The 23,399-nt window shown below is 33.7% G+C and carries 24 protein-coding genes and 1 pseudogene; 13 read left to right on the top strand and 12 right to left on the bottom strand.

Annotation, left to right across the window (positions count from 1 at the left end):
- The first annotated feature begins 77 nt into the window (after positions 1-77).
- Positions 78-1,121: an Mrp/NBP35 family ATP-binding protein gene (locus HS129_01640; GenBank protein MBE7410758.1), complete on the top strand. Its 1,044-nt coding sequence runs from the start codon at positions 78-80 to the stop codon at positions 1,119-1,121.
- Between the two features lies 1 nt (position 1,122).
- On the opposite strand, the gene HS129_01645 is transcribed toward HS129_01640, so the two are convergent.
- The 5 genes from HS129_01645 to HS129_01665 are packed head-to-tail and all read right to left on the bottom strand — an operon-like array spanning position 1,123 to position 5,547.
- Positions 1,123-2,178, bottom strand: coding sequence for a glycosyltransferase family 9 protein (locus HS129_01645; protein ID MBE7410759.1), 1,056 nt, complete (start codon positions 2,176-2,178; stop codon positions 1,123-1,125).
- Between the two features lies 1 nt (position 2,179).
- Positions 2,180-2,779, bottom strand: a complete 600-nt coding sequence (locus tag HS129_01650) for a DUF4254 domain-containing protein (GenBank protein ID MBE7410760.1) — start codon at positions 2,777-2,779, stop codon at positions 2,180-2,182.
- Positions 2,780-2,836: 57 nt separating this feature from the next.
- A complete protein-coding gene (locus HS129_01655; protein MBE7410761.1) occupies positions 2,837-3,772 on the bottom strand; it encodes an alpha/beta fold hydrolase in 936 nt (311 codons plus the stop codon).
- Positions 3,773-3,775: 3 nt separating this feature from the next.
- Positions 3,776-4,564, bottom strand: coding sequence for an ABC-2 family transporter protein (locus tag HS129_01660; GenBank protein MBE7410762.1), 789 nt, complete (start codon positions 4,562-4,564; stop codon positions 3,776-3,778).
- The gene (locus tag HS129_01665; protein ID MBE7410763.1) at positions 4,561-5,547 is read right to left on the bottom strand and encodes an ATP-binding cassette domain-containing protein; all 987 of its coding nucleotides are present in this window, start codon (positions 5,545-5,547) and stop codon (positions 4,561-4,563) included. Before HS129_01665 ends, HS129_01660 begins: the two co-directional genes overlap by 4 nt.
- A gap of 68 nt (positions 5,548-5,615) precedes the next feature.
- On the opposite strand from HS129_01665, the gene mnmH reads away from it, so the two are divergent.
- Complete coding sequence (gene mnmH / locus HS129_01670; protein MBE7410764.1) at positions 5,616-6,713, top strand: tRNA 2-selenouridine(34) synthase MnmH; 1,098 nt, start codon at positions 5,616-5,618, stop codon at positions 6,711-6,713.
- Here the strand turns inward: mnmH and HS129_01675 are convergent.
- Both HS129_01675 and HS129_01680 read right to left on the bottom strand, forming a co-directional pair.
- Positions 6,698-8,821 (bottom strand): hypothetical protein, encoded by a 2,124-nt coding sequence (locus HS129_01675; GenBank protein MBE7410765.1) that lies wholly within the window; start codon positions 8,819-8,821, stop codon positions 6,698-6,700. The two genes, mnmH and HS129_01675, sit on opposite strands and share 16 nt — an antisense overlap.
- Positions 8,822-8,916: 95 nt before the next feature.
- Entirely contained in the window at positions 8,917-9,255 is a 339-nt protein-coding gene (locus tag HS129_01680; protein MBE7410766.1) for a hypothetical protein, read from the bottom strand.
- 820 nt (positions 9,256-10,075) lie between these two features.
- Here HS129_01680 and HS129_01685 point away from each other — a divergent pair.
- The 3 genes and pseudogenes from HS129_01685 to HS129_01695 all read left to right on the top strand — a co-directional run bounded on the left by HS129_01685 (position 10,076) and on the right by HS129_01695 (position 11,573).
- Positions 10,076-10,261 carry a hypothetical protein gene (locus HS129_01685; protein MBE7410767.1) on the top strand — a complete coding sequence of 62 codons (186 nt, stop codon included), beginning with the start codon at positions 10,076-10,078 and terminating at the stop codon, positions 10,259-10,261.
- 309 nt (positions 10,262-10,570) lie between these two features.
- A pseudogene (locus HS129_01690) lies at positions 10,571-10,813 on the top strand (hypothetical protein).
- A gap of 49 nt (positions 10,814-10,862) precedes the next feature.
- Positions 10,863-11,573, top strand: coding sequence for a hypothetical protein (locus tag HS129_01695; GenBank protein MBE7410768.1), 711 nt, complete (start codon positions 10,863-10,865; stop codon positions 11,571-11,573).
- 3 nt (positions 11,574-11,576) lie between these two features.
- On the opposite strand, the gene proC is transcribed toward HS129_01695, so the two are convergent.
- The 3 genes from proC to HS129_01710 are packed head-to-tail and all read right to left on the bottom strand — an operon-like array spanning position 11,577 to position 13,655.
- The gene (gene proC / locus HS129_01700) at positions 11,577-12,341 is read right to left on the bottom strand and encodes a pyrroline-5-carboxylate reductase (protein ID MBE7410769.1); all 765 of its coding nucleotides are present in this window, start codon (positions 12,339-12,341) and stop codon (positions 11,577-11,579) included.
- The gene (locus tag HS129_01705; GenBank protein ID MBE7410770.1) at positions 12,341-13,012 is read right to left on the bottom strand and encodes a YggS family pyridoxal phosphate-dependent enzyme; all 672 of its coding nucleotides are present in this window, start codon (positions 13,010-13,012) and stop codon (positions 12,341-12,343) included. Before HS129_01705 ends, proC begins: the two co-directional genes overlap by 1 nt.
- Before the next feature lie 19 nt (positions 13,013-13,031).
- On the bottom strand, positions 13,032-13,655 hold the full coding sequence (locus HS129_01710) for a hypothetical protein (GenBank protein MBE7410771.1): 624 nt from the start codon (positions 13,653-13,655) through the stop codon (positions 13,032-13,034).
- A 51-nt stretch (positions 13,656-13,706) separates the two neighbouring features.
- On the opposite strand from HS129_01710, the gene HS129_01715 reads away from it, so the two are divergent.
- Complete coding sequence (locus HS129_01715) at positions 13,707-14,465, top strand: flagellar assembly protein FlaA (protein MBE7410772.1); 759 nt, start codon at positions 13,707-13,709, stop codon at positions 14,463-14,465.
- A gap of 9 nt (positions 14,466-14,474) precedes the next feature.
- Positions 14,475-15,755, top strand: coding sequence for a 3-deoxy-D-manno-octulosonic acid transferase (locus HS129_01720; GenBank protein ID MBE7410773.1), 1,281 nt, complete (start codon positions 14,475-14,477; stop codon positions 15,753-15,755).
- Here the strand turns inward: HS129_01720 and HS129_01725 are convergent.
- Complete coding sequence (locus HS129_01725; protein MBE7410774.1) at positions 15,752-16,444, bottom strand: hypothetical protein; 693 nt, start codon at positions 16,442-16,444, stop codon at positions 15,752-15,754. The genes HS129_01720 and HS129_01725 overlap by 4 nt on opposite strands.
- 85 nt (positions 16,445-16,529) lie before the next feature.
- On the opposite strand from HS129_01725, the gene HS129_01730 reads away from it, so the two are divergent.
- The 6 genes from HS129_01730 to recJ all read left to right on the top strand — a co-directional run bounded on the left by HS129_01730 (position 16,530) and on the right by recJ (position 21,766).
- Positions 16,530-17,237 carry a hypothetical protein gene (locus HS129_01730; protein MBE7410775.1) on the top strand — a complete coding sequence of 236 codons (708 nt, stop codon included), beginning with the start codon at positions 16,530-16,532 and terminating at the stop codon, positions 17,235-17,237.
- The gene (gene rsmI / locus HS129_01735) at positions 17,225-17,959 is read left to right on the top strand and encodes a 16S rRNA (cytidine(1402)-2'-O)-methyltransferase (GenBank protein MBE7410776.1); all 735 of its coding nucleotides are present in this window, start codon (positions 17,225-17,227) and stop codon (positions 17,957-17,959) included. Before HS129_01730 ends, rsmI begins: the two co-directional genes overlap by 13 nt.
- Before the next feature lie 11 nt (positions 17,960-17,970).
- Positions 17,971-18,288: a flagellar biosynthesis anti-sigma factor FlgM gene (locus HS129_01740; protein MBE7410777.1), complete on the top strand. Its 318-nt coding sequence runs from the start codon at positions 17,971-17,973 to the stop codon at positions 18,286-18,288.
- Between the two features lie 72 nt (positions 18,289-18,360).
- The gene (locus HS129_01745) at positions 18,361-19,527 is read left to right on the top strand and encodes an iron-containing alcohol dehydrogenase (GenBank protein ID MBE7410778.1); all 1,167 of its coding nucleotides are present in this window, start codon (positions 18,361-18,363) and stop codon (positions 19,525-19,527) included.
- Positions 19,528-19,620: 93 nt separating this feature from the next.
- A complete protein-coding gene (locus HS129_01750) occupies positions 19,621-19,941 on the top strand; it encodes a polymer-forming cytoskeletal protein (protein MBE7410779.1) in 321 nt (106 codons plus the stop codon).
- Between the two features lies 1 nt (position 19,942).
- Complete coding sequence (recJ, locus tag HS129_01755) at positions 19,943-21,766, top strand: single-stranded-DNA-specific exonuclease RecJ (protein MBE7410780.1); 1,824 nt, start codon at positions 19,943-19,945, stop codon at positions 21,764-21,766.
- A gap of 7 nt (positions 21,767-21,773) precedes the next feature.
- Here the strand turns inward: recJ and pcnB are convergent, their stop codons facing one another.
- Positions 21,774-23,381 (bottom strand): polynucleotide adenylyltransferase PcnB, encoded by a 1,608-nt coding sequence (gene pcnB, locus HS129_01760; protein MBE7410781.1) that lies wholly within the window; start codon positions 23,379-23,381, stop codon positions 21,774-21,776.
- Positions 23,382-23,399: the final 18 nt, after the last annotated feature.

The raw sequence follows: 23,399 nt of genomic DNA on the forward strand, positions 1-23,399 counted from the left end.
CTAATGTATTGTTTAAAACTATTTTTTTAAAAAATAATTTTTCTAAAATCATAAAATATTAAATTTAAGGAATGTAAATGAGTTCAATTACAAAAGAAAAAATCCAAGCAGAGCTTGCAAAAATTCGTCACCCTGTTGTGAAAAGAGATTTAGTTTCTCTTGGTATGGTTGACACCATAGAAGAAATAGAAGAGATTTTTCATATTCAGTTGAAAACTCCCGATGACGACAGAAAACTTCAATTCAATCTCGAAGCAAACATTCGACAAACCTTAACCAGAATCGACAATTCAAAAAAATATAAAATAAAATTTGTCAAAGATCCAAATTTACAATTCGAAGAAGGCAATAGCATTCCCGGGGTGAAAAAAGTAATTGCTATCGGATCAGGAAAAGGTGGTGTCGGAAAATCTACGGTCACAACAAACATTGCAGTAACTTTGATGAAACAAGGACTGAAAGTAGGAATCTTGGACTCTGATATTTACGGCCCGTCCATAGGAAAACTTTTTGGAGTTCAAGGCAAGGTTGCGTTAAAAGCCGAAGAAGACAGAATTTATCCATTAGAAAAGTTTGGTCTTAAAATAATTTCTTTTGCGTTTCTTGTAAACGAAGACCAGCCTGTAGTTTGGAGGGGTCCAATGCTCGGAAAGGCAGTAGAGCAATTCTTGTACGATGTAGTGTGGGGAGAGTTGGATTATCTTCTAATTGACTTGCCTCCCGGTACAGGAGATGTTCAACTTTCCCTTGCACAATTAATCGACATAGATGGAGCAGTGATAGTTACCACTCCACAAAATTTAGCACTACTCGACGCTTCCAAAGCAGGGACTATGTTCTCTCAAGTGAAAATTCCAATCCTCGGTGTGGTTGAAAATATGAGTGAATTTATTTGTCCTCATTGCAACAAGCCTTCTAAAATCTTTTCATCGGGTGGAGGAGAAAAATTATCAAACTCTTTTCATTCGCCACTACTCGGAAAAATACCTCTTCTCTTGGAAATCATGGAATCGGGAGAATCAGGCGACCCCGTATCGAGCACAGAAAAATCAGAGTTAATAAAAAATGCGTATTCCGATATTGTGAAAAATCTTTTAGCTGAATTAAAAAAGTTAGAATAATTTACCAAAGGGTATTGATATTTAAGATTAGTTTAATTCTACGAATCACATCCATTGGATCAATTAACTCCATGCAGGCAAAATCTTTCCTGTAGCATTCTGTATCACCGAAAATACTACAAGGTCTGCAAGGAAGGTTTTCAATTTGTAAGACACCTACATCTTCTTGGGCATAAGGACCAAACCCCGACATAGGGTGAGTAGTTCCGTATAAACCGATCACAGGTTTTTTTAGTAAAGCCATGATATGGACGTTAGACGAATCCATTCCTACCATAACGTCTAACTTCTCCATGATTCCTATTTCGCCTTTGATACCAAGTTTCCCTCCTGATACTATATAACAATCAGGAGTATCTCCTATCAATTCAAGTAAGATAGATTTTTCTTCCTTGGAGCCAAATAGAAATATTTTAGCGTTGAATTCAGACTTGATCAATTGAATTAAATTCTTGGATTTGTAGTGGGGCCATTCTTTTAACTTATGCCCCGCAAAAGGTGCAAAACCAATCCACATCGTATCTTTTTTTCCGATTCCAATACTTTTGAAATAATCGCTTGCAAATAATTTAGACTCAGAATCCACGTTGATCCAAGGTCCCTTTCTTGGAGTAGCGGGAAATCCTGCTTTTGCAAATACATTCAAGTATCTGTCAACCGTATGCGGCAAACGAGTCATTAGTTTATTTTTCCTACGAGTTTGTAGATGCTTTTCGCGCCTGCCTTTTACAATTGTATAAGTCGAAACCCCGTGAAGTTTGAAAAAGAATTTAAAAATTTTTGTTCGTAGAGATGAATGCAAATCAATAAATTTGGTGTAAGGCCCTAGTTTTTTTAAATCTTTAAAAAGTCGCCAAAGACCCAAAAACCCTCTATATTTTTTTAAGTTTATTCCAAGTACATGTACATTTGGTATATTGTAAAAAAAAGGAGTGTAGTTCCCTCTGGTAACTAAAGTAATTTGCAAGGTCGGATATTTTGCTGCCACTGCAATAAGTGCAGGAGTTAGAAGGGCAACATCCCCCATTGCTGAAAATCTGGCTACCAGCACATTCATTTTATTTCTTTTTGTACAGAGCCGGGTTTAAATTCTTGTCGTTGTACATTTTCATTTGTCTATACACCTTTATATATTTGACTCCATTTTTCAGGTCAATAAACAAATCGTCAAGGCACCCTGTCATATCTTTTCTTTGATCCAATAGAATTTCTAATTTCTTCTGGCAAGTTTCAATATGAGAAGGAGAGACATCTTTTCTTTTAGTTTCTTCCGTCATGTGATAAATTTTCAACTCAAGAATACTCATTCTGTCAATTAACCAAGCAGGAGTCTCGGAATTCATTTTTGCATTTGGATTTTTAGAAACAGATTCAAATTTTTTTACAAGATAGTCATCCAACCATTCTACTGTGTCTGTTCTTTCCTGATTTAATGCATCAATTTTTCTTTTGAATCGTACGATTTCCTTGTCTTCGATATCAGGGCGACGAATCTCATCTTCAACATGCCATTGAATAGTGTCTATTTGATTTTTCTTAAAAAGCTTAAACTCAAGGCTCTCCTCTTGAAACGGATTTTTTGCCTCTTCTTCATTCTTATGCCAAGCCAAGATTGATTCTTGAAATATTTTTATTATATTATTTGCGTTTAATTCCATGACTATATTGTAGGATTTAAAAGAAGGATAAAAAATCAATTATCTTCTTTAGTAAAATCATTTTCTATTTTTTAGAAATTCTATAATCCTTGGAATTACTTTTTCAGGAGTATCGTAGTGAGGAGTATGTCCCGCATCGGCAATTGAAAAAAAATCAGCCTTTGGCATAACTTCCATTGCAACCTCACTACTCGAATACGGAACCACTTTATCATTTTTTCCCCACACAAGTAAAGTGGGAATTTTCAGTTTCCCCAGCCTGCGAAAAGTTTCTTTATGCGTACCAAAAGGCATGTTTCGGAGTGAAGAAAGAATCGAATACTTAAATCCCTTGTAGAGAAATTGCTCTTCAAATTGAACTTGAAATTTCTTCCAAGCGTCAGGTTTTTCAAAACTGGTAGAAGTTCCTTTCATTAGAGAAATATCTCCAAATGTTTTCATTACATACTCACCCACGTAAGGAAGTTTGACCAGCTTCCCTGCAAAAGGAATTTTAAGAGGAAAACCGGCAGGAGAAATAAATACAACGCTTTTTACTTTTTCGGGGTGCCTCACTGCAAACTCGCACACAACTATCCCTCCCATAGACGAGCCTATTAGTTTAAATTGTTTTTGGATTTTCAATTTTTCTAAAAGCTCTACTAACTGTCTGTCAAACAAATCGGTATTGTTTGGAATTTTTGGTCTGTCGGATAAACCTCTACCGTAAAGATCGTAACGCAAAACTTGAAAACCAGAATCAACTAACGCACGAAATATATTATCATACACAAACGAAGGCATAGTAAATCCATGCACCAGCACTACGAGTTCCCCTTTTTGAGAGCCGCCAAGCTCATAATGAACTACCCCATCGCTAAGAGAAATAAAGTTGCCCGACTTGTTTTTACGAATCTCATCATTTAATTCCATAACTTCTCGATCCATAAGAAATGGAAGAGCTATCAATACGGCAACTAAGATCCCTATAATAAAAATTTTTTTATTTTTCATGGTCTATCCTCCTGCAAATTCAACTTTCTTTTTTCCAAATGAATAAATGACTAAAATAATAACAAATAGTACAGAAATTTGAATTATATAATTGAGAAATAATTCTTGATAGGTAAATTGAATTGGAGACTGAATCAAAATTGCTGTAGGAAAATAGTATAGATAAGGGAAAGGAGTTAGCGATACAAACTTCAACCAGCCTTCAGGGAATAGGTTTACGGGGATCACACTACCCGAAAGGAGTGTAACAAGTGCACTATATAGAATCCAAAAACTAAAGGTTTCAGTAAAGAAAAAACTAAGAATAGAAATGAAAAAACCAAACAAAGTAAACAAAATAAAAGAAAAAATATATATCGGTATAAATTTGCAGATACTTATCCAGTTTAAATCAGGCACTATCCCAAAAAAGAATATCGAAAATATAAGTAGAGGAATCGCTCTTGCAAAAAATTGAAAAAGGCTCACCCCAACGCTATCAGAAAAATACATCAATACAAAGTTATATGGTTTCAAAAAATCATACACTATATCGCCTGTTTTTATCTTATTGGAGACGAGACTATCGTTTCTTCCAAAAGAAACCTTGATAAGTGTAGAAAGAATTGCGTACTCTACTAATTTTTCTCCTTTCCAACCGCCCAGAAAATTAGGACTTTCCTTAGCAACTGTTTTCCATACTGAAGTGAATATAAAAATATACAAAAATGCGTTAAATAGTCCGGTGTAGTATTCTAACTTATAAGCCAAAGATCGCTGGAAAGCATTTGATATAAATTTTAAATACGTCAAAGTTCTTCTTTCCCAGAATACATTTTCTTAATTGCAAGTCCCAAGTCAGGATTTTGTTTTTGGATTTCTTGAATTTTGATTCTTTTCTTTTGTAAAAAACTTAAAAGTGAAGATAGAGGCTCTTTTTCCGGGATGATTATTTTATATTGAGTGTCAGAAATTTTTTCTTTTACCCTAAAAGGTTTCGGGAAATTTATATTTTTTACGGGAGTTTGAAAATGAAGATTTACCACAGACTCATTTCCGAGTAGCTTATTGAAGTTAGAAATATTTCCGTCGTAACCTATTTTACCTTTATCGAGTACGATGATCCTATTTGCAAGATATTCAATATCCCCTACATCGTGGGTAGTAAGAATGATAGTTACCTTGTCTTCAAAATTAATCTTTTGAATGAAGTTCCGAACTTTTTCTTTTACTATTAAATCCAACCCGATAGTCGGCTCGTCTAAAAACAAAACCTTTGGAGAATGGATCAAGCTCGCTGCTATATCTGCTTTCATTCTCTGTCCTAAAGAAAGTTTTCTTGCTTGCTGCTTGTAAAACTCCTCCAAGCCAAGTAGATCAAAAAAGAATTCCAACCTCTTTTTAAAAAGTTTTTCATCTATTTTGTAAATAGACTTTAACAAATCAAATGACTCCTCCACTGGAAGATCCCACCACAACTGTGTTCTTTGACCAAAGACCACGCCTATTTGAAAAGCATTTTCTTTTCTATTTTTAGATGGGTTGAGCCCGTCTATTAGAATTTCACCATGAGAGGGAGTGAGTATCCCTGTGAGCATTTTTATTGTAGTAGATTTACCGGCACCATTGGGTCCGATGTAACCTACAAGCTCACCTTTTTTTATCCGGAAGGAAACATCGTCAACTGCTCGGATAACTTCTCTTTCGGCTGAAAAAAGAGCCTTAACTGAGCCAAAGAATCCGGATTTTCTTTTTTTTAGGATAAAGTGCTTGGTTAAATTTTTTACCTGAATCATATTTCTTTATAATTCTACAATATTTTTTTCTTGGTTTTTTTGCCAATCAAATCCACAAAGAAACTATCTTGATTTACAATTCTAAATTTAAACAAATAGAAGAAATTTTTAACAACAACAAAACAGAAATAGTAATCATTGATGTTCGTAGCGAAAATGAATTTTTAGAAGACCATATCCCACTTGCAATCAATATGCCTGTGCTTACGAATTTAGAGAGAGCCGAAGTCGGCACTCTCTACAAATCCAATTCGTTTGAAGCAAGACAACTCGGCGCAAGAATAATTTCAAAAAATCTGCCGAAAATTTTAGCTCAAATCGAAGAGATTTCAGAAAAGACTAATAGAAAGGCCGGCCATTCCGGCAAACCGAATATAGAGTTTGTAATCTATTGTTGGAGAGGTGGTATGAGGTCAAGGTCGCTTTTTACTGTTATGGATCTGATTGGTTACAAGGCTAAATTAATTGACGGTGGATACAAAACCTATAGAAAAAAAATAAACGAATATTTCCTAAGCGAAAAAATTCCAGAATGCGTAACTATCTATGGACCAAGTGGTTCTGGAAAATCAGAGATATTAAAGATTTTGAACGAAAAGAAATTTAAAGTTCTTCCCTTAGAAACATTTGCAAATCATAAAGGCTCAATTCTGGGTGGAGATTTTTTAATGCAACCTTCACAAAAAAAATTTGAATCAAAAATATATTTTTTCTTAAACCATTATTCTTGCAACACTTATGGTTCCAAAATAATTGTTGAAGGAGAGAGCAGAAATATCGGCAAACTGACTATACCGGAAAAACTTTTTCAAAAAGTTCTAATCGGGGAAAATATTTGGATAGAGCTACCGATTGAAGAAAGAGCCAAAAGACTGTCAGAAGAATACGTTGAGAATATAGAAATTTTAATTAAAAAGGTTGAACTGCTGAAAAAATATATCAGTAGTGACATCACAGTAAAAATAATCGAATGTTTAAAAAAAGAAGACCGATTTCACGCGGCCTACTTACTTCTTGAGCATCACTACGATGTGTTTTATAAAAAAAATTCACCAGAAAGATCGAGTAAAAGAAAATACAAAGCGGTCTTTCAAGAGAAAACTTTTGGTGAACTTAAAAAATGTGTTGTTTCCTATTTTGAAAATACAATTCAAAGATCTTTATAAAACTCTAAATTTTTTTGTAGCTCTTGGGGTAGAGTGCCTATATTTTTTTTGATATTAAAATAGTGGTTTTCTAAACTTTCAATTTTCTTCAATCTTAGATTATTGAATTTTTCTGCGATATCTGAATAGATTGGTTGCTTCAAAAGAGTATTTCTTATCTCTTTTGGGAAAGGACAATATCTGTAAAAAATACTTCTTGAGACCTTATTCAATCTGGGAACTCCTTTCGATTCAAATAGCATCCAATTCAAATAGTCTGATGCAAAAATATCCCTTATGTTTTTTCTGTATTTAATAATTTGTTGTCGAATTTTTTCTCGTGCTTCCAAACTTAAATTTTTATTTTTTCTGTAATAAGAAAGATAATCATAATATTCAGATGTCAACGAAGGCGAAGTAATATCATTCCAAAATCTGCCTTGTAAAGTTTTATTCAATTCCCACCTGAATATTCCGAAAGAACGAAGTAACATCAAATACAGATTGTCTGCTGTGAACTGTGGGATAAAAAATCTACCCGAAGAATTTCTTTTACGCATTGTAACTTCTTGCCACATAATACACCTCGACCCATAAGTCGGCACGATTACAAACTCGGGAAGTACACGTGTCATAACAATTTCTTTTGAAATATTTTTTGCTTCATTCGAATAATTTGTTTCTCTGTGGAAGAGTGAGAAATCAATTTTTAATGCGTCGTCTAATCCTTTTTGTATCTGTTCAGTAGAAATTTTTGATTTGCTGAATAGTTTTGTAACCATGTCTTTGTGAAGTACAGGAAAATATACTGATGGAGTTCCATAACAAAGTTTGTGCACGGATTTAAAAACATTTTCGATTTCAAAATTCAATCTCCTGTCTGTACTATTTAGGAAATTTTTCTCTTCCTCCTCGGAAATAAAACCTTTGATGCGTTTTAATTTATTTACATCTTGAAAACTTTGACCCAATTCATTAACTGAAGGCTCATCAATTAAATTATAAATCCTAAGAAGCCATTCTCGCAAAGTATAAATTGTAATTTCCTGAGGATTGAATTTTTTAGGAATAGATACTAAATCTTGTATTTGAGATGGATAAAGAAGTTTTTCATCCATGAAACAGTATTCCAAAAAATTATCAATACATTCAGGTGCATTTTTATCTTTCAAAAATTTTTTAAAAATCTGCTCGTAGATTGGAAAAAAAAGAAGAGAGATGTTTGACCTGACTACTCTCGCAGCTTCAATATTTGAAAATTTATCTTTTAAATTTCTGAAAATATCTAAGTTTTCTAAAAATATATTTCTTTTTGAAACTTCTATTTCAGAATAATCTAAAATACGATTTAAACAATTTCTTAACTCAGGTTGAATAATTTCATAGTTCTCCTCTTCCTGAGATGCTTCATCTGACTCGTGGCCATACGAAATTTCTAAAAACTCAAATTCCCCTGTTGGTTTAAAAAAGGTATCCCCTTTTCTTGAATTGTGGAATACTCCTTTGATCGAATACTTTCCCCTTTTTTTACGAAAAAATTCTAAGAATATATTTGGGTATCTCAAGTCATAAAGATAGTATAGAGGAAAAATTTTTAAACTAACTTGATCACCTTCAACTTTTTTTATATAAGATAAAACTCTTTGATTTGAAAAAACTAAATAGCAAAATTCACCCAAATGAATATCAGAAAGATTTTTGATCTCCTCTTTTTGGTATTCCTCTGAATATAATTTAGTAAGAAGCTCAATTTTATTAACATAGTCTTCTTCAGGAAATTTTTCTAAAAAATCTAATAGCCTAACTTTTGTAAACTCTGGATCAGAAAAAATTAAACTACTCATTTTGTCTTTAAATGGGAGCCTTAAAAAAAAGTGTCTTAATATTTCATATTCGTGAGTCGTAAAATGAAATTTTCTCAACCCAGCTTTTAACACCTTCCATCTTTCATAAGTTTTTGCCTGAGAATTTTTTATTAAATTAGCAATGTAAAAAGACAAACCGGCAAGAATAAAAAATAGAGCTATCCATAAAAAAGTATAAATATCTATTTCCGGGAATTTCCATGTAACTTCTTTCCATTCTTTGATTTGGACATCCTGAGCAAGAGGAAAAGTAAATAACCTCATATAAGATATTCCTTAGATTAGTTTTCTCTTCACCAAAAAATAAAAGCAATGACGAGTTGTTACAATTTTAGGGGGTTTTCCTTTATAGTCAATATTTAATCTAATTTTAATATATTCGGGTAACTGCTAAATCCAAAAATATTTCCTTCCGGGTCGGATAAATACAATGTGTGGAGAGTCTTTTTAAAAACCAAAGGTTGAATTTTCTTTAACTCCTTTCTGTGTTTTTTTGAAATTGTAAAAATGAGTGCGTGTGGAGATTGATTTTTTTTTCCTTTTTCAATCATTAAAATAATTTTTCCAAATTCAAACCAAACAGAGCGAATCTTTCCTTTTTCATTGAAGTTAAATTTTGGCTTGGAAATTCCCGGCAGGCTAGAATAGAATTCAGATAATTTTTTCGGGTTGGGCGATGTAATTGCTATATGATGGATTCGTAACAAATTTAACCCTTGAAAAGAGATGAAATTTTTTCTATTTTCCTGTTATATTTCTTTTAAAAATCACTTTTAGTCAATTCTATTTTTTTTCATTGTCGTTTCATCTAGCAAAGTTACGTTTTTCGTACTGATTTTACACTTTTCGTGCAAAAATGTGGGATCTCCACTTTTTCAGTAAAGTGCATGCTTTATACCAATTGTTCACCTTTTATGCAAAAATATGGGATCTCCATTTCAGAGGACTGATACTTGAAGTCTGAGGCCTAAAAAGTGAAGGTAACCTCAAAAAGTAGAATATCTTAGGATGAGGTTTTGAGCTTATGCTATTATGCAGATTATACTGTAAAATGGGATTCCACCTTTTCAGTAAAGTGCATGTTTTATACCACCAGAACCTTTATAAAAAACATGGAACTCCACTTTTGGGATTAAAAATGAAAACCTTTAGTAAATTTAGACTTTTATGTAAACTGAAGAAAAATTAAAAATGATAAAATTTTTTTTTTTTTAATAAACTTTTACCTTATAAAATGAGAGCAGAACAAATTCTACTTTATGAGAAATTTATGAACCACAAAATATGTAGAAACCCAATCGATGGTTTGTTCCAGTAAAATATATTGAGTTCATTAGAAGAACAACGGTTTTTTGAGACGAAAATATTTACACGCATTGTTGAACAGATAGAAACAAGACTTTGGGGCATTTTTGAGAAAAATGGAGAGTAAAGAAAGGTATCAAGTAAAGTCATAAATTTGCATAGAATTCCACTGAATAACGAGGACTGATTGAGCTTGCATTCTTGCAGACTGGCTTGGCAATCTGCCAGGTACTGCTCTTTTTACTTTTAGTGCTGACCTTGCCGATCAAGATAATTCTCCCCGGCAGATTCTTCGAGAATGGAGTTCCCACCCCGGTAACCACGATTGCGGGAGGAGCCTACCTCTCCAAGAGAAAAACAACCCGCTACAACAGACTAAAACGACAAAAGCCAAAGTAAAACAAAAAAAATCTTGACAAAACCAATCAATGTGCCGCATTCTATCTGGTATTTTACATGGAGAAAAAAATGAAAAATCTTTTAGGGGTATTGGTTTGTTTCGTATTTACTTTTCAGATTTCGGCAGCTGATTTTAAGATTGGGGACCGAGTCCAGTGCAATTGGAAAGGGGGAGGCACATTTTACAATGGGAAAATTACTTCTTTGAAAGGGAACAAAGCTCATATATCTTATGACGATGGTGACCAAGAAGACACTACATTGAATATGTGCAAAAAGGGAGATAGCGGTTCAAGTAGCAATTCAAGCGGGAATTGCCACTTCAACGGAAAGCAGTTGTGGGGGAAGGTGCAGTTTGTAACTTCTTTTCCAGATATAAAAGTTCAAGTAGTCAATTCATTTCCTGATTTAAAAGTTCAGATGGTGAATTCTTTTCCAGATAGTTGTGGAAAATGGCAAGAAACTTCATCATTTCCCGATTTGAAAGTACAGATAGTTGAGTCTTTTCCAGATATAAAGATTCAATATGTAAATTCATTTCCCGGAAAGTAAAGCCTATTCGAAAAACTACTCAATTTCGATTGGGTAGTTTTGATTTTTTATGATAAATGAATTTCTTCCTACGATTATTTTTTTTCTAATAATCTTCTCATTCTTGTTTTGGGTCTTCTATCTTGGAAGAACAATAGATAGAAAAATACAAAATCGACTACGAAATGTTTTTTCCAATACAGAGATAATACAATTTTCTAATATAGAAAAATCTACTGTGTATCTAAAAAAAATTGGAAGTGGAATTTTTCTATCCAGAAAATTCTTTCTATATACGAATAACAAGGAGGCACATTTAAATAGGCAGGTGATTTTTGAGTTTGAAATGTCTAAGAAAAACTCTATACCGTTTGTATTAGTCAGGTATCCGAATTCTATAAATTTTTCTTCAAAAGCAGATGCAAAAAAAGAGACAGAGGCTTGGAAGAAAAACCTCTTTGTTTTTGGAATTCCCTTTTCTGAATTTTATCAACTAAAAAATAAAATACAAATTGCAAGTGAATCGCTTAGGCAAAATAATAAAGATAGGATATTTTCTTTAATAGAGAATGGTAACCTTCAAGAAAAATTTGAAAAAATTCCCGTAAGCTTAAAAATTCTTGGTTTCAATGCAAATAATTCTTCTTGGAAAATATATTGTGAAAATGAAAAGATAGGATTTGAAATAGACTCAACATGGTTAAAAAAAATCAGTTTTACTGAAATAGAAAATTTTCTTAGGATCGTAACTTCCCTTGCAGAGGTAATTGAAAAAAATTAGTATCTATTTTTTGCCGATCTCTACAGCTCTTTTATAAGCCTTATACACTGCCGATATTATGCTATGGGAGAAGTTCCCTTTCTCTAAAGAGTCTAAACCATAAATTGTAGTTCCACCCGGAGAGGTCACTTTATTTCTCAAAGTGTAAGGGTGGGTTTGTGGAAATTTATCAATTTCATTTTCCAATAATTTCACGCTACCTTTTACAGTTTGGATCGCTGCTTTTAATGAATCCGAATAAGTGAGGCCTGATTTTACTCCACCTTCAGCGAGAGATTGTATAAACGTAAAAACAAAAGCAGGACCGGATCCGGCAAGCCCTGTGAATGCGTCTAAATTTTTTTCGCTTCCAAGTTCCATTACAATTCCTGAGTTCTGGAAAATTTTTTGTACAATAGGATAAGCCTCTTTGTTTCCAAAATAGGCAATACAGCCTTCTTTTACGGTCAATGGAAGATTGGGCATTGCTCTTACAATTTGAGATTCTGGGTATGAATTTTTTTGTAAGTCAGAAATTGTAACTCCTGCCGCAATTGAAATTAAAATTTTTGGAGATTGGATTTCTTTTAAAACTTCAAATACCTTATCCGGTTTTACGGAAACTATAATTATATCCGATTTGTTTGAGAGAGTGGAGATGTTTTCCTCTTGTGAAACTCCTTGGATATTTTGAAATGGATCGTACACTGATGTTTTAAAATCATTCTTTATCGAATGAAAAATTGCAGATCCCATATTTCCGAGCCCTATAACTCCAACTTTTTCCATTAGTAACTCCTTTTCCCGAATATAAGAGTTCCAATTCTTACAAAATTACTACCTTCTTCTATAGCAATCTTATAATCTCCACTCATTCCCATCGAGCATTTTGAATCAGGGCAAAAATCTTTTCTTATAGAATTCAAGTCCTTGAATACATTTCGTGTAATTGTTGGGTCTTCATTGGTAGGTCCCATAGTCATTAGACCTTCAAAAATACAATACTCATTTTGGAAAGTAGAGATTTTTTTTAGAGTTTCGACTAACGCATTTCTGTTGAATCCTGATTTTGAAGATTCATCAGTAAGATTGGCTTCCAGAAAATATCGGATTGGCTGTTTTCTTTTTAGTGCTTCTTTTAGTAATTCTTTTAATGATGATTCACTCGTGACTCCGTGAGTATAAGAAAACAAACCAAATAGTTTACGCAAGTTACCGGTTTGCAAGGGCCCTATATGATGAAGTTCGAAATCAAAGCCTTCGTCTTTTAGCTTAGAAAATTTCTCAATTCCTTCTTGAATTTTATTTTCACCAAAAATTGTTATTCCGCCTTGAATCGCTTCGCGTATCGACTCTAAGGTTTGTTTTTTTGATACTGCAATCAAAATCGGAGAAGGTGTAGACTTTGAAGAATGGATTTCTTCTAATACTTTCTTATAATTTTCTACTATATAGCTCATAAAAATAGGTCTATGAAGTTTACCTGACTCTTTTTGTATTTTTAATTTTTCGATATTTCTGCTTTTTCCAAGATGCTTTTTCTAATCGCTTGATTCTTTTTTCTATACTGGGTATTTTTTTGTTGTTTGTAAAACCAAACTGTCTTTCTAATCTCGACACTCTTTTTTCAAGGCTTGTTGAATGTTTTTTACTTCGTACTTTCTTGGTTTGTCCGGGGAATTTCTTTTTTTTATGAGAGATTATAGATTCTTTTTTTGAGCTATGTTTTTTAGTATCCAATTCTTTTTCTCTGTTCGGAATTAAATTTTCATCTTCAGTGATATTGATTTTTTGATGAATATTTTCTGTTGGACTTTTAGAAACTGAATCATCCGTTGTTTTAGGTTTGACAGGTTCCATAACGTCTGGAACTGATTCTTTTTTTAGGTGCTCGTCTTTTTTTGATTCGATAGACTCTTTGATTGGATTAGGGGGGAGAATAATTCGATCAATTTTTGCAGGAGGCTCATCATTTTTTTTACCTACATCTTGAATTTTCTGTGAAAGTTCGTTTCGGAAAATAAAAGCGTATATTCCCATGGAAACTAGGACGATTACTATAATAGCTGAAACGATAATTTTGATATGCTCTTTAGTTGCCATATAAAATCCTTTAAACCAATTCTTTTCTTTTTTTATTATCGGAAGATTTCCTTGTTTTCTAAGGCTTTTAAAAATATTCTATTGTGCGTATTTTTTCTGAATTTACTTTTAAATACCTTTAGCCTTCCGGCACCTGCAAGACAGAAAGAGAAGGACTTGAACGGGAATATAAAAATTTTAGAAGAAACTATTAAAAATAAGGAAACCTATGAGATTTTTCTGGCTGATGATTTTGAAGGCTCTCGCCCTTGGCAGATATATCGTGGGATCTCTTTTTTAAACAAGACCGAATTTATTTCAAAGGTACCGGATTTAGAAGCATTTTTATTAGAGCAAAAAATTTATTCAAAGATATACAAAAACAATGTAAGAAATTCATTAATGATTCATTCTTTTCTTGAAAATCCCGGCAAACAAAATCTTGATATACGTCCTCAGGAAACAATTCGTCTTCCACCGGGCGTTCCTATTCGTTTTTTTCTCTGGGTGTTTTCAAACGATTATAATATGAGTTTGAAACTTATTATTTCTCAGAAGAAATCCAAAGACTTATACTACGATATAGGCAGCCTAAAGTATGAGGGTTGGAGAAGGTTGGAGACTGCGATTGATATTCCACCAAAGAATATAAAGCTGCATTTATCTTTGCAAGTTCCGTTGGAAATAAAAGGTCTCAGAATTGAGCCAAGTCCGTTTCAGAAAAGAGGAGTTTTTTATATATACGTGGATCAGATGGGTTTCTTACTTGAGAAACAAAAAACAATCTATCCGGGATCAGAAGTGAAGGACAATTGGAGCTTTGAATATTAGGAGTTTTCTTTGATTTATCTATATAGAGTTTTTACTTTTGTAATTTATCCGTTTCAATTTTTGATTTTTCCTTTTTCAAGAAAGGCAAGAGAATTTTTAAAAAAACGAAAAATAGATAAAGATCGAATTTTACAAATTTGTGAAGACTTTACAAGCAAGAGAGTGATTTGGCTTCATGCGTCGTCGGTAGGAGAATTAGATCAGTGCAAAGCCTTGATTTCCGTGATTAGAAAAAATGAGCCGAATACAGTTGTGATCCAATCTGTTTTTTCTGAAAGTATAAAAGAGGAAAACTTGCGCAACTTAGACGTGTATTTCTATTTTAGATTACCTTTAGATTTTTATTTTTCGTATAATTTTATTTTTGAAAAATTCAAACCGGAAATTCTAATTTTAATGGCTTGGGATACCTGGCCCAATTTGATATATGCTGCAAAAAAGTACCACTCGAAAGTATTTCTTTTTTGTGCAAGCATAAATAAAACTTCAGGAAGAAATTCATTTTTCTTGGAGAAACTTACTCAAAGTATCTTTCAAAAAATTGACATCATCTCTGCATCGAGCGAATTTTTCTTACCGGAAATTTTTCGATTAGTGAAAGATAAAGAAAGAGTATTTGCACTTGGCGACACTAGAGTCGATTCTGTGGTAGGAAAAATTAGAACAAAAAAGAAAATAGACCCTCTGAAAAAATTACTTCCAATAAAAAATCAAACTATCATTTTTGCATCTACCTATCCTGTATGTGAAGAAATTTTAGTCCCTATGATTTCAGATCTATTGAAAAGCGGCAAGAATGTTTGGATTTTCCCCCACCACATAGAAAAAAAAAGAATTCAAGAGATTGTACGCCTTCTTGATATAAATTCTATTCCTTACTCCTTGTTTTCAGAGATTACAAACAAATACAAAAAAGTAATCCTATTCGATAAGTTAGGAATTCTTGCTTATGCGTATCAATACGCCGAGCTTAGTTATGTCGGAGGTGCGATTCACAATAGGGTGCATAACGTATTAGAGCCAGCCTATTTCGGACTTCCTATAGTTACTGGAAGTAGGATTTTTCATTCTCCTGAGGCAGTTTCTTTAAAAAATTTGGGAGGGCTTTTCAGTTTAGAAAAAAAAGAAGATATCCCTGAAATAATTTTAAAACTCTTAAAAGATCCAAAGATCAGGAGTAGAATAAAGTCTATGAATAAAAAATTTGTTCTGTCTGGAGAGGGTGCATCAAAGCGACTGTATGGACAGTTTATAAGGGATATCCCTGAAAATAAGATATGTAAAATTTAGTCAGAGATTCCGGCAGACCTGAAAGCAGACTCTTTTTCACGAGCGACTTGATTGGCTTGTTCTTTGATTGTATCCATAATTTTTTGGTATTGTCCTCCTTCATCTTCTTCCCCGGATTCTTTCTGACTCTGAACAAGATATTCTATAATTTCTAACCTATCCTTAACGCTCTTTTCTTGAAATTTATAGTATTCACGAATTTCTGAATTGTTTGCAGTTTTGTTTGTCACGTTATTTGTGATTTTCGCAATTCTTTCGCTGTCTTTATTTTTGTTTGCCCTCATTTCAGGGGTAAGTCTTTGAGGAATTAGGTCATTCCCGGGAAATTTTTCGCGAAGGCTGTCAAATTGCTCCATTGCCTCTTCCGAATAGGGTTTACCAGTCTGAGGGTTGATAGGGATATCACCTTGTGGGGTTGGGTGGGCTTCATTGTTTTCTATCTCTTCATAAGATAGTTTTCCGGATTTGTAAAAGTCCGAGTCAAAAATGGATTTGGAGCGATCTACCCCAATTCGATCGTTTCCGGTAGAATTGGACTGATTTGTGTTTCCGGTGAATAAAAAGCCCAACTCATTGGATTTTAGGTTTGCCTTTTTTTTTGGCTCTCCTTCATAAAAAAATAATAAATAAAAAATTCCAACAACGGACACAATGATAATCAAAGTTCTTATATATATTTTATTAATCATAGATTTATATTCTCTTAAATTCGACGTAAAATAACCAAAAAATGCTTGGTTAAAAATAGAGATAGAATTTATTAGAAATTGAATTATGAAAAACATCCTGAAATTCGTGATTCTGATGTTTTTTTACGGGTGTGGAATCAATACGGATACTCCTACAACTCCGTATATCTTCCTAATCCCTATAAATATTCCTCAAATCGCAGGAATGTATCCGATTGACAGTTCTACTTCGACTGATTTTAGTCTGGTTGAACCTGTATTCAACGGAGCAAAGCCTCAATTTATATTAAAATACTATGTAACGAATACGGAACAACAATTTGTAGGTTATAACCTGTATATTACTTCATCCACCCCGTCCTTAGCAGAAACTCAGCTTGGAGCCAATGCTTATTTAGAAAATGGAATCCAACCTTCTTTTCCTCATTTAGCGACTGAAAACTCTACAGACAGCTCCAGAATTCAAAAAAAGAGAATCTTAAACAGAAAACCTCCACCGGGTGTGTTTCCATTTCAAAAATGCGAAGTATATACTTTTTCGATTCGGGCAGTTTTTAATAATGGTGCAGTTTCAAATCCATCCAGCCCGGTGTATAGATGTGCTTCTTTGACCCCTTCTTTATGCGAAGAAGGCTCCAGTTGCAATCCTTCTGTATGCAATATTTCTGCTTGTACAGTAGATAAAAATACCTGTATGGTTGGAACTCTATGCAATCCCTGTAAAATTGCTGGAAAGGAATCACTGGGTTGTGAATGCCCTCCGGGAGTTTCTCCTCCGGGATGCAATCCTTGAGTTTGGAAAAACCGATTCTTTATGTAGTTGCAACTCCACTCGGGAATATGGATGATATCACAATTCGTGCTTTAAATACTCTAAAAGAGTCAGATCTAATCTTGGCAGAAAACCCCAATCATTCGAGGGCTTTTCTAAAAACCCATGGAATACACTCAGAGATTAGAGGTCTTCCTAAAATACCTACAGGCGAAGAAAATAGAATTTTAGAAATGTTTCAGGGAATCGAAAAAATTTCATTAATAAGCGATGCTGGAACTCCTGGAATTTCCGATCCGGGGTCCGGTTTTATAAGATTTGCTCGCAAGGAAAACTGGAAAATAATACCTATACCGGGAGCATCTGCACTAACGTCTATCCTTTCAGTATCCGGTTTTCAGACAAATCCTTGTATTTATTTAGGGTTTTTGTCAGATAAGAAAGTCAGTAAAATCAAAGAGCTTGAGAAATATTCAGATTTTGAGGGGTTAATTGTAATCTTTGAATCTGTTCACAGAATTATCTCTCTATTGGAAATCATAAGAGACATATTTCCAAAGTCCAATTTGCTCATTGGACGAGAAATTACTAAATATTACGAAGAGTTTTTATATTTTCCTATAGCAAAAGATGCAAATTTTTCTAATATTACAGAAAAAGGCGAATTTGTTATTTTAATTAATAATAGATTAAAAAAAATAGCTAAAGAGAATTCTCGTTTTACCGAAACTATAATAGAATAGGAGAAAAAGGTATGACAATTGAAAGAATAGGTGCATCCAGACCAAGCTACGAACCTAAACGAACTACTCCTTTGAAAAAAAATGAAACTGTCGAGTTGAAAGACAATGTTTCTATTTCGGATACTGCCAGACAAAGAGTAATGGAAGCCAAACTTCAAACTGAAATTAAAAATATCAGTCGCCAAATTGGCTCTAAAGAAGAAGATACAGAAAGACTCGAAAAACTCAAAGAGATTAAAACTCGTTTAAAGAATGGAGAATATGACAATCTAACTCCAGAAGTGTTAAATAAAGTTGCCGGAAATATTGCGGAATCCCTCTTAGGATAGTACCGGTATTTGTTTAACTAAGTTATTGTAATATTCCCTTAAAAGAAATTAAACTAAGATGGAAGTTTAACTATGCCAGTTTTGCCTGACTGGGTAAACTTCCAGTTTACCCCAAGAATACATATCGAAATAGACTGTGGCTTTAAAATGGGCTCCTTTGTGAAAAATATAGGGAGTCGGGTTTTAATGCTCTCCACTCAAAAAGAAATCCAAAATACTGACGAGCTTTCCATTATCAAGACAAGTATTGAAAAGCATACAGATGGTGTAATTCTATACGACAACATTGAAGATAAACCAACATTCAAAGAGTTAGACACTGCGGCTCATTTTGTAAGACACTCCAAAGCCAATTGCATTGTAGCTTATGGATCATTTGATTCTATTAATGCAGCTAAAGCAGTTTCTATTCTTGCTACAAATGATTTTTTTGCAGAAGAACTTGTAGCCGATAAAAATTTAGTTTTAAAAAAGCCAATTCCTTTGGTCACGATTCCTACCATGCCTGTCATGGGAACTGAGTGTTCTCCTTTTTTTACCATCATCAGTGATAAGGATATGTTTAGAAAATATTATTCTCACCAGTATGTATTTCCAGAGTTAATCATTGCAGACCCCAAGGTAGGTCTTCATCTCACTTCCAATGATATTGCGAGGACTGCAACTGCAATTCTTTCTGCCGCAGTTGACACTCTATTATCTAAGTATGCAAATGAAATAACGAGTTCCTCTACTTTACGGGCAATGGAGCTTGTGGCAAAAAACATTATCCCTTCCATTCGTGATCCAAAAAATTTGACTGCAAAAAATTCGATTTATTCTGCAAGTTTACTTACAGGGATTGCACAGTCTTCCAGCTCTCTTGGGCTTTGCTTTGCATTGTCTCTTGCTACATCCAACCTGACTAAGATGGATATATTTCAGGCTATGTCGATTTTACTTCCACATATTATGGAATACAACCTAACTTCTTCTGCGGGAAAATATGTGATGATCGCAAAAGCACTGGATGAAGATATTTCTGATATTTCTATAATCGAGGCAGCCATCAAAGCTGTGGAAGGAGTCAGGAAAATTTATATAGAACTAAAAATGCCTCAAAGACTTTCAGAATACGAAGTAAAAAAAATTGACCTACCCGGAATAGCGTCTCTTGCATCGAGCTTTCCATTTTTGGATTGTTTACCAAGAGAACTTCCTAAAAACGAGATAGAAACAATTTTAGTGGCAGCGTTTTGATTTTATAGTTTTTTTAAAACAACAAATACGTAAAAGAGTAGATTTTTTATCTTATTTTTAGTAGCTTGTTTAACATAAACATAGGAAAATTTTATGGCGAATGAAACAATAGACACAATTATAGGCGAAGATATAGTATTTAAGGGTAGTCTGAAATTTCACAATAATTTAATGATTAGCGGTCAAATCAAAGGTACGATTGAAACAAACGGGAATTTGATTATTAGCGATACAGGTGATGTGAATGCAGATATCCAAGTGGGCTCTTTGACCGTAAACGGAATTTTTCGTGGAAATATTGACTCAAAAAATAAAATCTCAATCGGAAAAACAGGAAAAGTTTCAGGGGATATAAGGACTCCAGTTTTAGAAATTGAAACCGGTGCAAAATTCTCCGGAAATTGTTCTATGTAAAATGACTTTGGAAGTTCATGATAATTATACACACGGAGTAAGGTTTCATGAATTACCCGATTCGAGTATTCCTGAATTAAATTCATTTCAGTATAACTTGCTACAAAAATTACAACCGGACAAAGAGAGCTGGGATTTTTTTTTGCAACCAAAAGAATCTGATTTTGTCTCTCCTTTTTTATTGCCCGATCTATTAGAATCTATTCCTCTTTTAAAAAAAGCTACTTCTGAGAAGTGGCACATATTGTTGTTTGGAGACAGGGATACGGATGGAGTGTCTTCAGCGAGTATCTTGGGTAGATATTTTTCAAAAACACACGAAAAGAAAGGTGGGCGACTAACCGTAAAAACTTCTTCTTTAAACGATGAGTATGGTCTTTGCAAATCGGTAATGGACTTTATTTTAGAATTAAAGCCAGACTTACTAATTACGTTAGACCTTGGCTCATCTAACTATTCAGAAATTAATATTTTAGCAGAGGCTGGGATTCAAATAGTAGTTATCGATCACCATGAAATTCCAAAATCTATCCCAAATTGTTTCCTCATCAATCCAAAAAGGCTCGATTCAGAGTATCCTGAGAAGAAAATTTGTACGTCTGTTCTATCTTTAAAAGTTATACTATCGTTGATTTTTTCGGATTCAGAAATATATCAAAAAATTGTAAACTCTAACTTGAGCAGGAAAGATAAAATCTCTCGATTGAGCGATGAATTTTTTCTATATCTCCAAGGCGATAAAAAAATCAGAAATGCGTTTCACCACTATGTGAGTTTGTCTGCGATTGGGACGATCACTGACATGATGCCTCTTACCGGTGAAAATAGAATTATTGTAAAAGAGGGTTGTACATCTCTTTCTAAAAATAGTCGCCCTGAGGTTAAGAAAAACCCCGGCTTGTATAGCCTCATACAAAACCTATCGATCAATTCGGAAAAGATCACTTCTAAAGAAATCGGTTGGGTGATTGGTCCTGTACTCAATGCTGCGGGTAGGATGGGAAAAACAGAAGTTGCTACTGGACTTTTATTGAGTGATGATGAATATACAATTCAAAACTTAACCCAAGAGTTAATCAAAATCAACACAGAAAGAAAAGAAAGAACCAATCGAAATATTGAAAAAGTAAAAAATCTATTTTTGAAAAACCCGGAAAAAATAACCAGAAAAGTAATATTTTGTTATGACCCTGAGTTAGAGCCCGGAGTTTCCGGGATTGTGGCTACGAAACTCACAGAAGAATTTAAAAGGCCTGCTATATTTATTACTCCTGAAACAGATAATGCAAGAGGGAGCATTCGATCTTACAAAGACGAGAATGTTTTAGAATTACTCGAAATGGTAAGTGAGTTGCTTTTGCACTTTGGAGGGCACCAAGAGGCAGGAGGGTTTTCTATAAAAAATGAGTTGGTTCAAAAGTTAGAGGAAAAAATTGTAGAAAATTCTGAAATTTGGTTGAATAAAATGGACTTATCAACCGGCAAAATTTTAGAAAGTGCAGTCTCTTTTCGATCCAATGAATTAAAAGAATCTCTATATAAGGATATTGAAATATTTGAACCTTTTGGACAAGGAAATGAATCTCCTGTTCTTTCTATTATAAGCGGAAAGATTATTAATTTTACTCCTATAGGAGACGGGACACATGCAAGATTTCAATTATTGGGGTGTGATCCAAAGATCAAATTTGTTATTTGGAGAAAGGCTAAAGAATTGGAATCTCTGATATCCAAAAAAGACTCAATAGATTTATGGGGAGTGTTAGAGGAAAATTATTTTAACAAAAGAAGTTTTATTCAATTTATTGTAAGGCACTACAGATAAGAAAGACCTAACTTGCCTCGCCTGTATTTTCTTCGTTTCGACTTTGAGTGTCTTGGTTTCTTTTTTCTTTGTGAAATTTTGAGTTTCTTCTAAAATGTCTGTGTCTTTTTGGGTGGGGAGAAATTTTACCTTGTTTAGAAGACTCAACTTCTGCCCCTGCTTCAACTTCAATTGATTCATGAATTGTAGAATTTTCATCTTGTTCGGATGGTGGTGCAGGGGTATTGTGCTTTTCGTGTTCAAATTTTCTTTTGTTTGAGTTAGGATTTCCTTTGTGAAATCTGTTTCCCTTTCCGGACTTTTGTCCTCCACTGTGGTGTGTCTTGGGTTGATGGATTGCAGAGCGAGGGGGTCTAGTTCTTGTAGAAATTTCCCAGAAGAAAGCAGCTTGAATAGAGGTCTCATCATTCTCGGTTATGGCATTGATTTTAAAAATCATAAATGCTTCATAGAAAAAATCTTTTTTCCTGAAGAATTCATTTTGTGCTGCCATTTTGTCGTCTGTTTTTAAAAATCTATTCTGACTTGCAAAAATTTTTAGCAACCTGTCTTTGTCTCTTTTTGCAATTCCGAGACGAGAGCAAATAGGTTCAAGGCCGGTCTTTATAGACTGAACTATATTTTTAGAATCTTTCTTTATAGAATTTGAAACTATATCTGTGAAGATTAGGGCAAAGAAAATTACGGGCGTTAGTTCTTCTCTTTCACTCAACATCCTATCTGCAATAACCAATCTCTTCCCTATGGAAGTAGAGAGGAAATTTTCCGACCAATTAGAATCCTTTTTAATTGAATCTAGCGCTTCACTAAAAATTACGTCTAATAAATGATTTTCTGCAAACCCCTGAAAAATAAGTGAAGTCTTCCAAGTTCTAAAAATTTTATTGTACTCTTCTAACATTCTGGACTGAGAGGCTTTTTCTATTTCAAAGCGATTTTTCTTTATAGAAGTTTTTATCTTTTTGTCCATTTCTAATCCGTGCAGAATGCTAAACTTAATTGCTCGTAACATTCTAACCGGGTCTTCCTTAAAAGATATTTCAGGGTCTCCGATAGGTCTTAGAATTTTATTCTGAATGTCTTCTACACCACCTACATAGTCGATGATAGATTCGTTTCTTGGGTCAAAGTAGAGTGCGTTGATTGTAAAATCTCTTCTTGCTGCGTCTTCTTTTGCGGTTCCGTAGCTATTATCTCTTTTTAAAAGATAATCTTTGTCGCTACTCGCTTTTTTTAATCTGTGTTCTGGAAGAGAGCGAAATGTAGAAACTTCTATGATTTTTCCTTTAAACAGTATATGTACAATTTTGAATCGTTTTCCAATGATTCTACAGTTATTGAAAACCCCTCTGATTTGATTGGGAGTAGCACTTGTAACTACATCAAAATCTTTAGGTTTGCGACCAAGAAGCAAATCTCTGACACAACCACCTACAAGATAGGATTTATAGCCGAATTTATTGAGCCTGTGGACGATCTTTAGAGCGTCTTCGTCTATAGAATTTTTGCGAATCGTATGGGATTCCCTGTAATATCTCTTTCCTTCCGGGTATCTGAGAATATTTTCAACTGTTATATTTTTTCTGTTGAAAAGATTATTAAAAAAATCAATCATGCTATAGTATATCGCAAA

It is taken from the genome of Leptospiraceae bacterium (assembly GCA_015075105.1).
Classification (GTDB): Bacteria; Spirochaetota; Leptospiria; order Leptospirales; family Leptospiraceae; genus JABWCC01.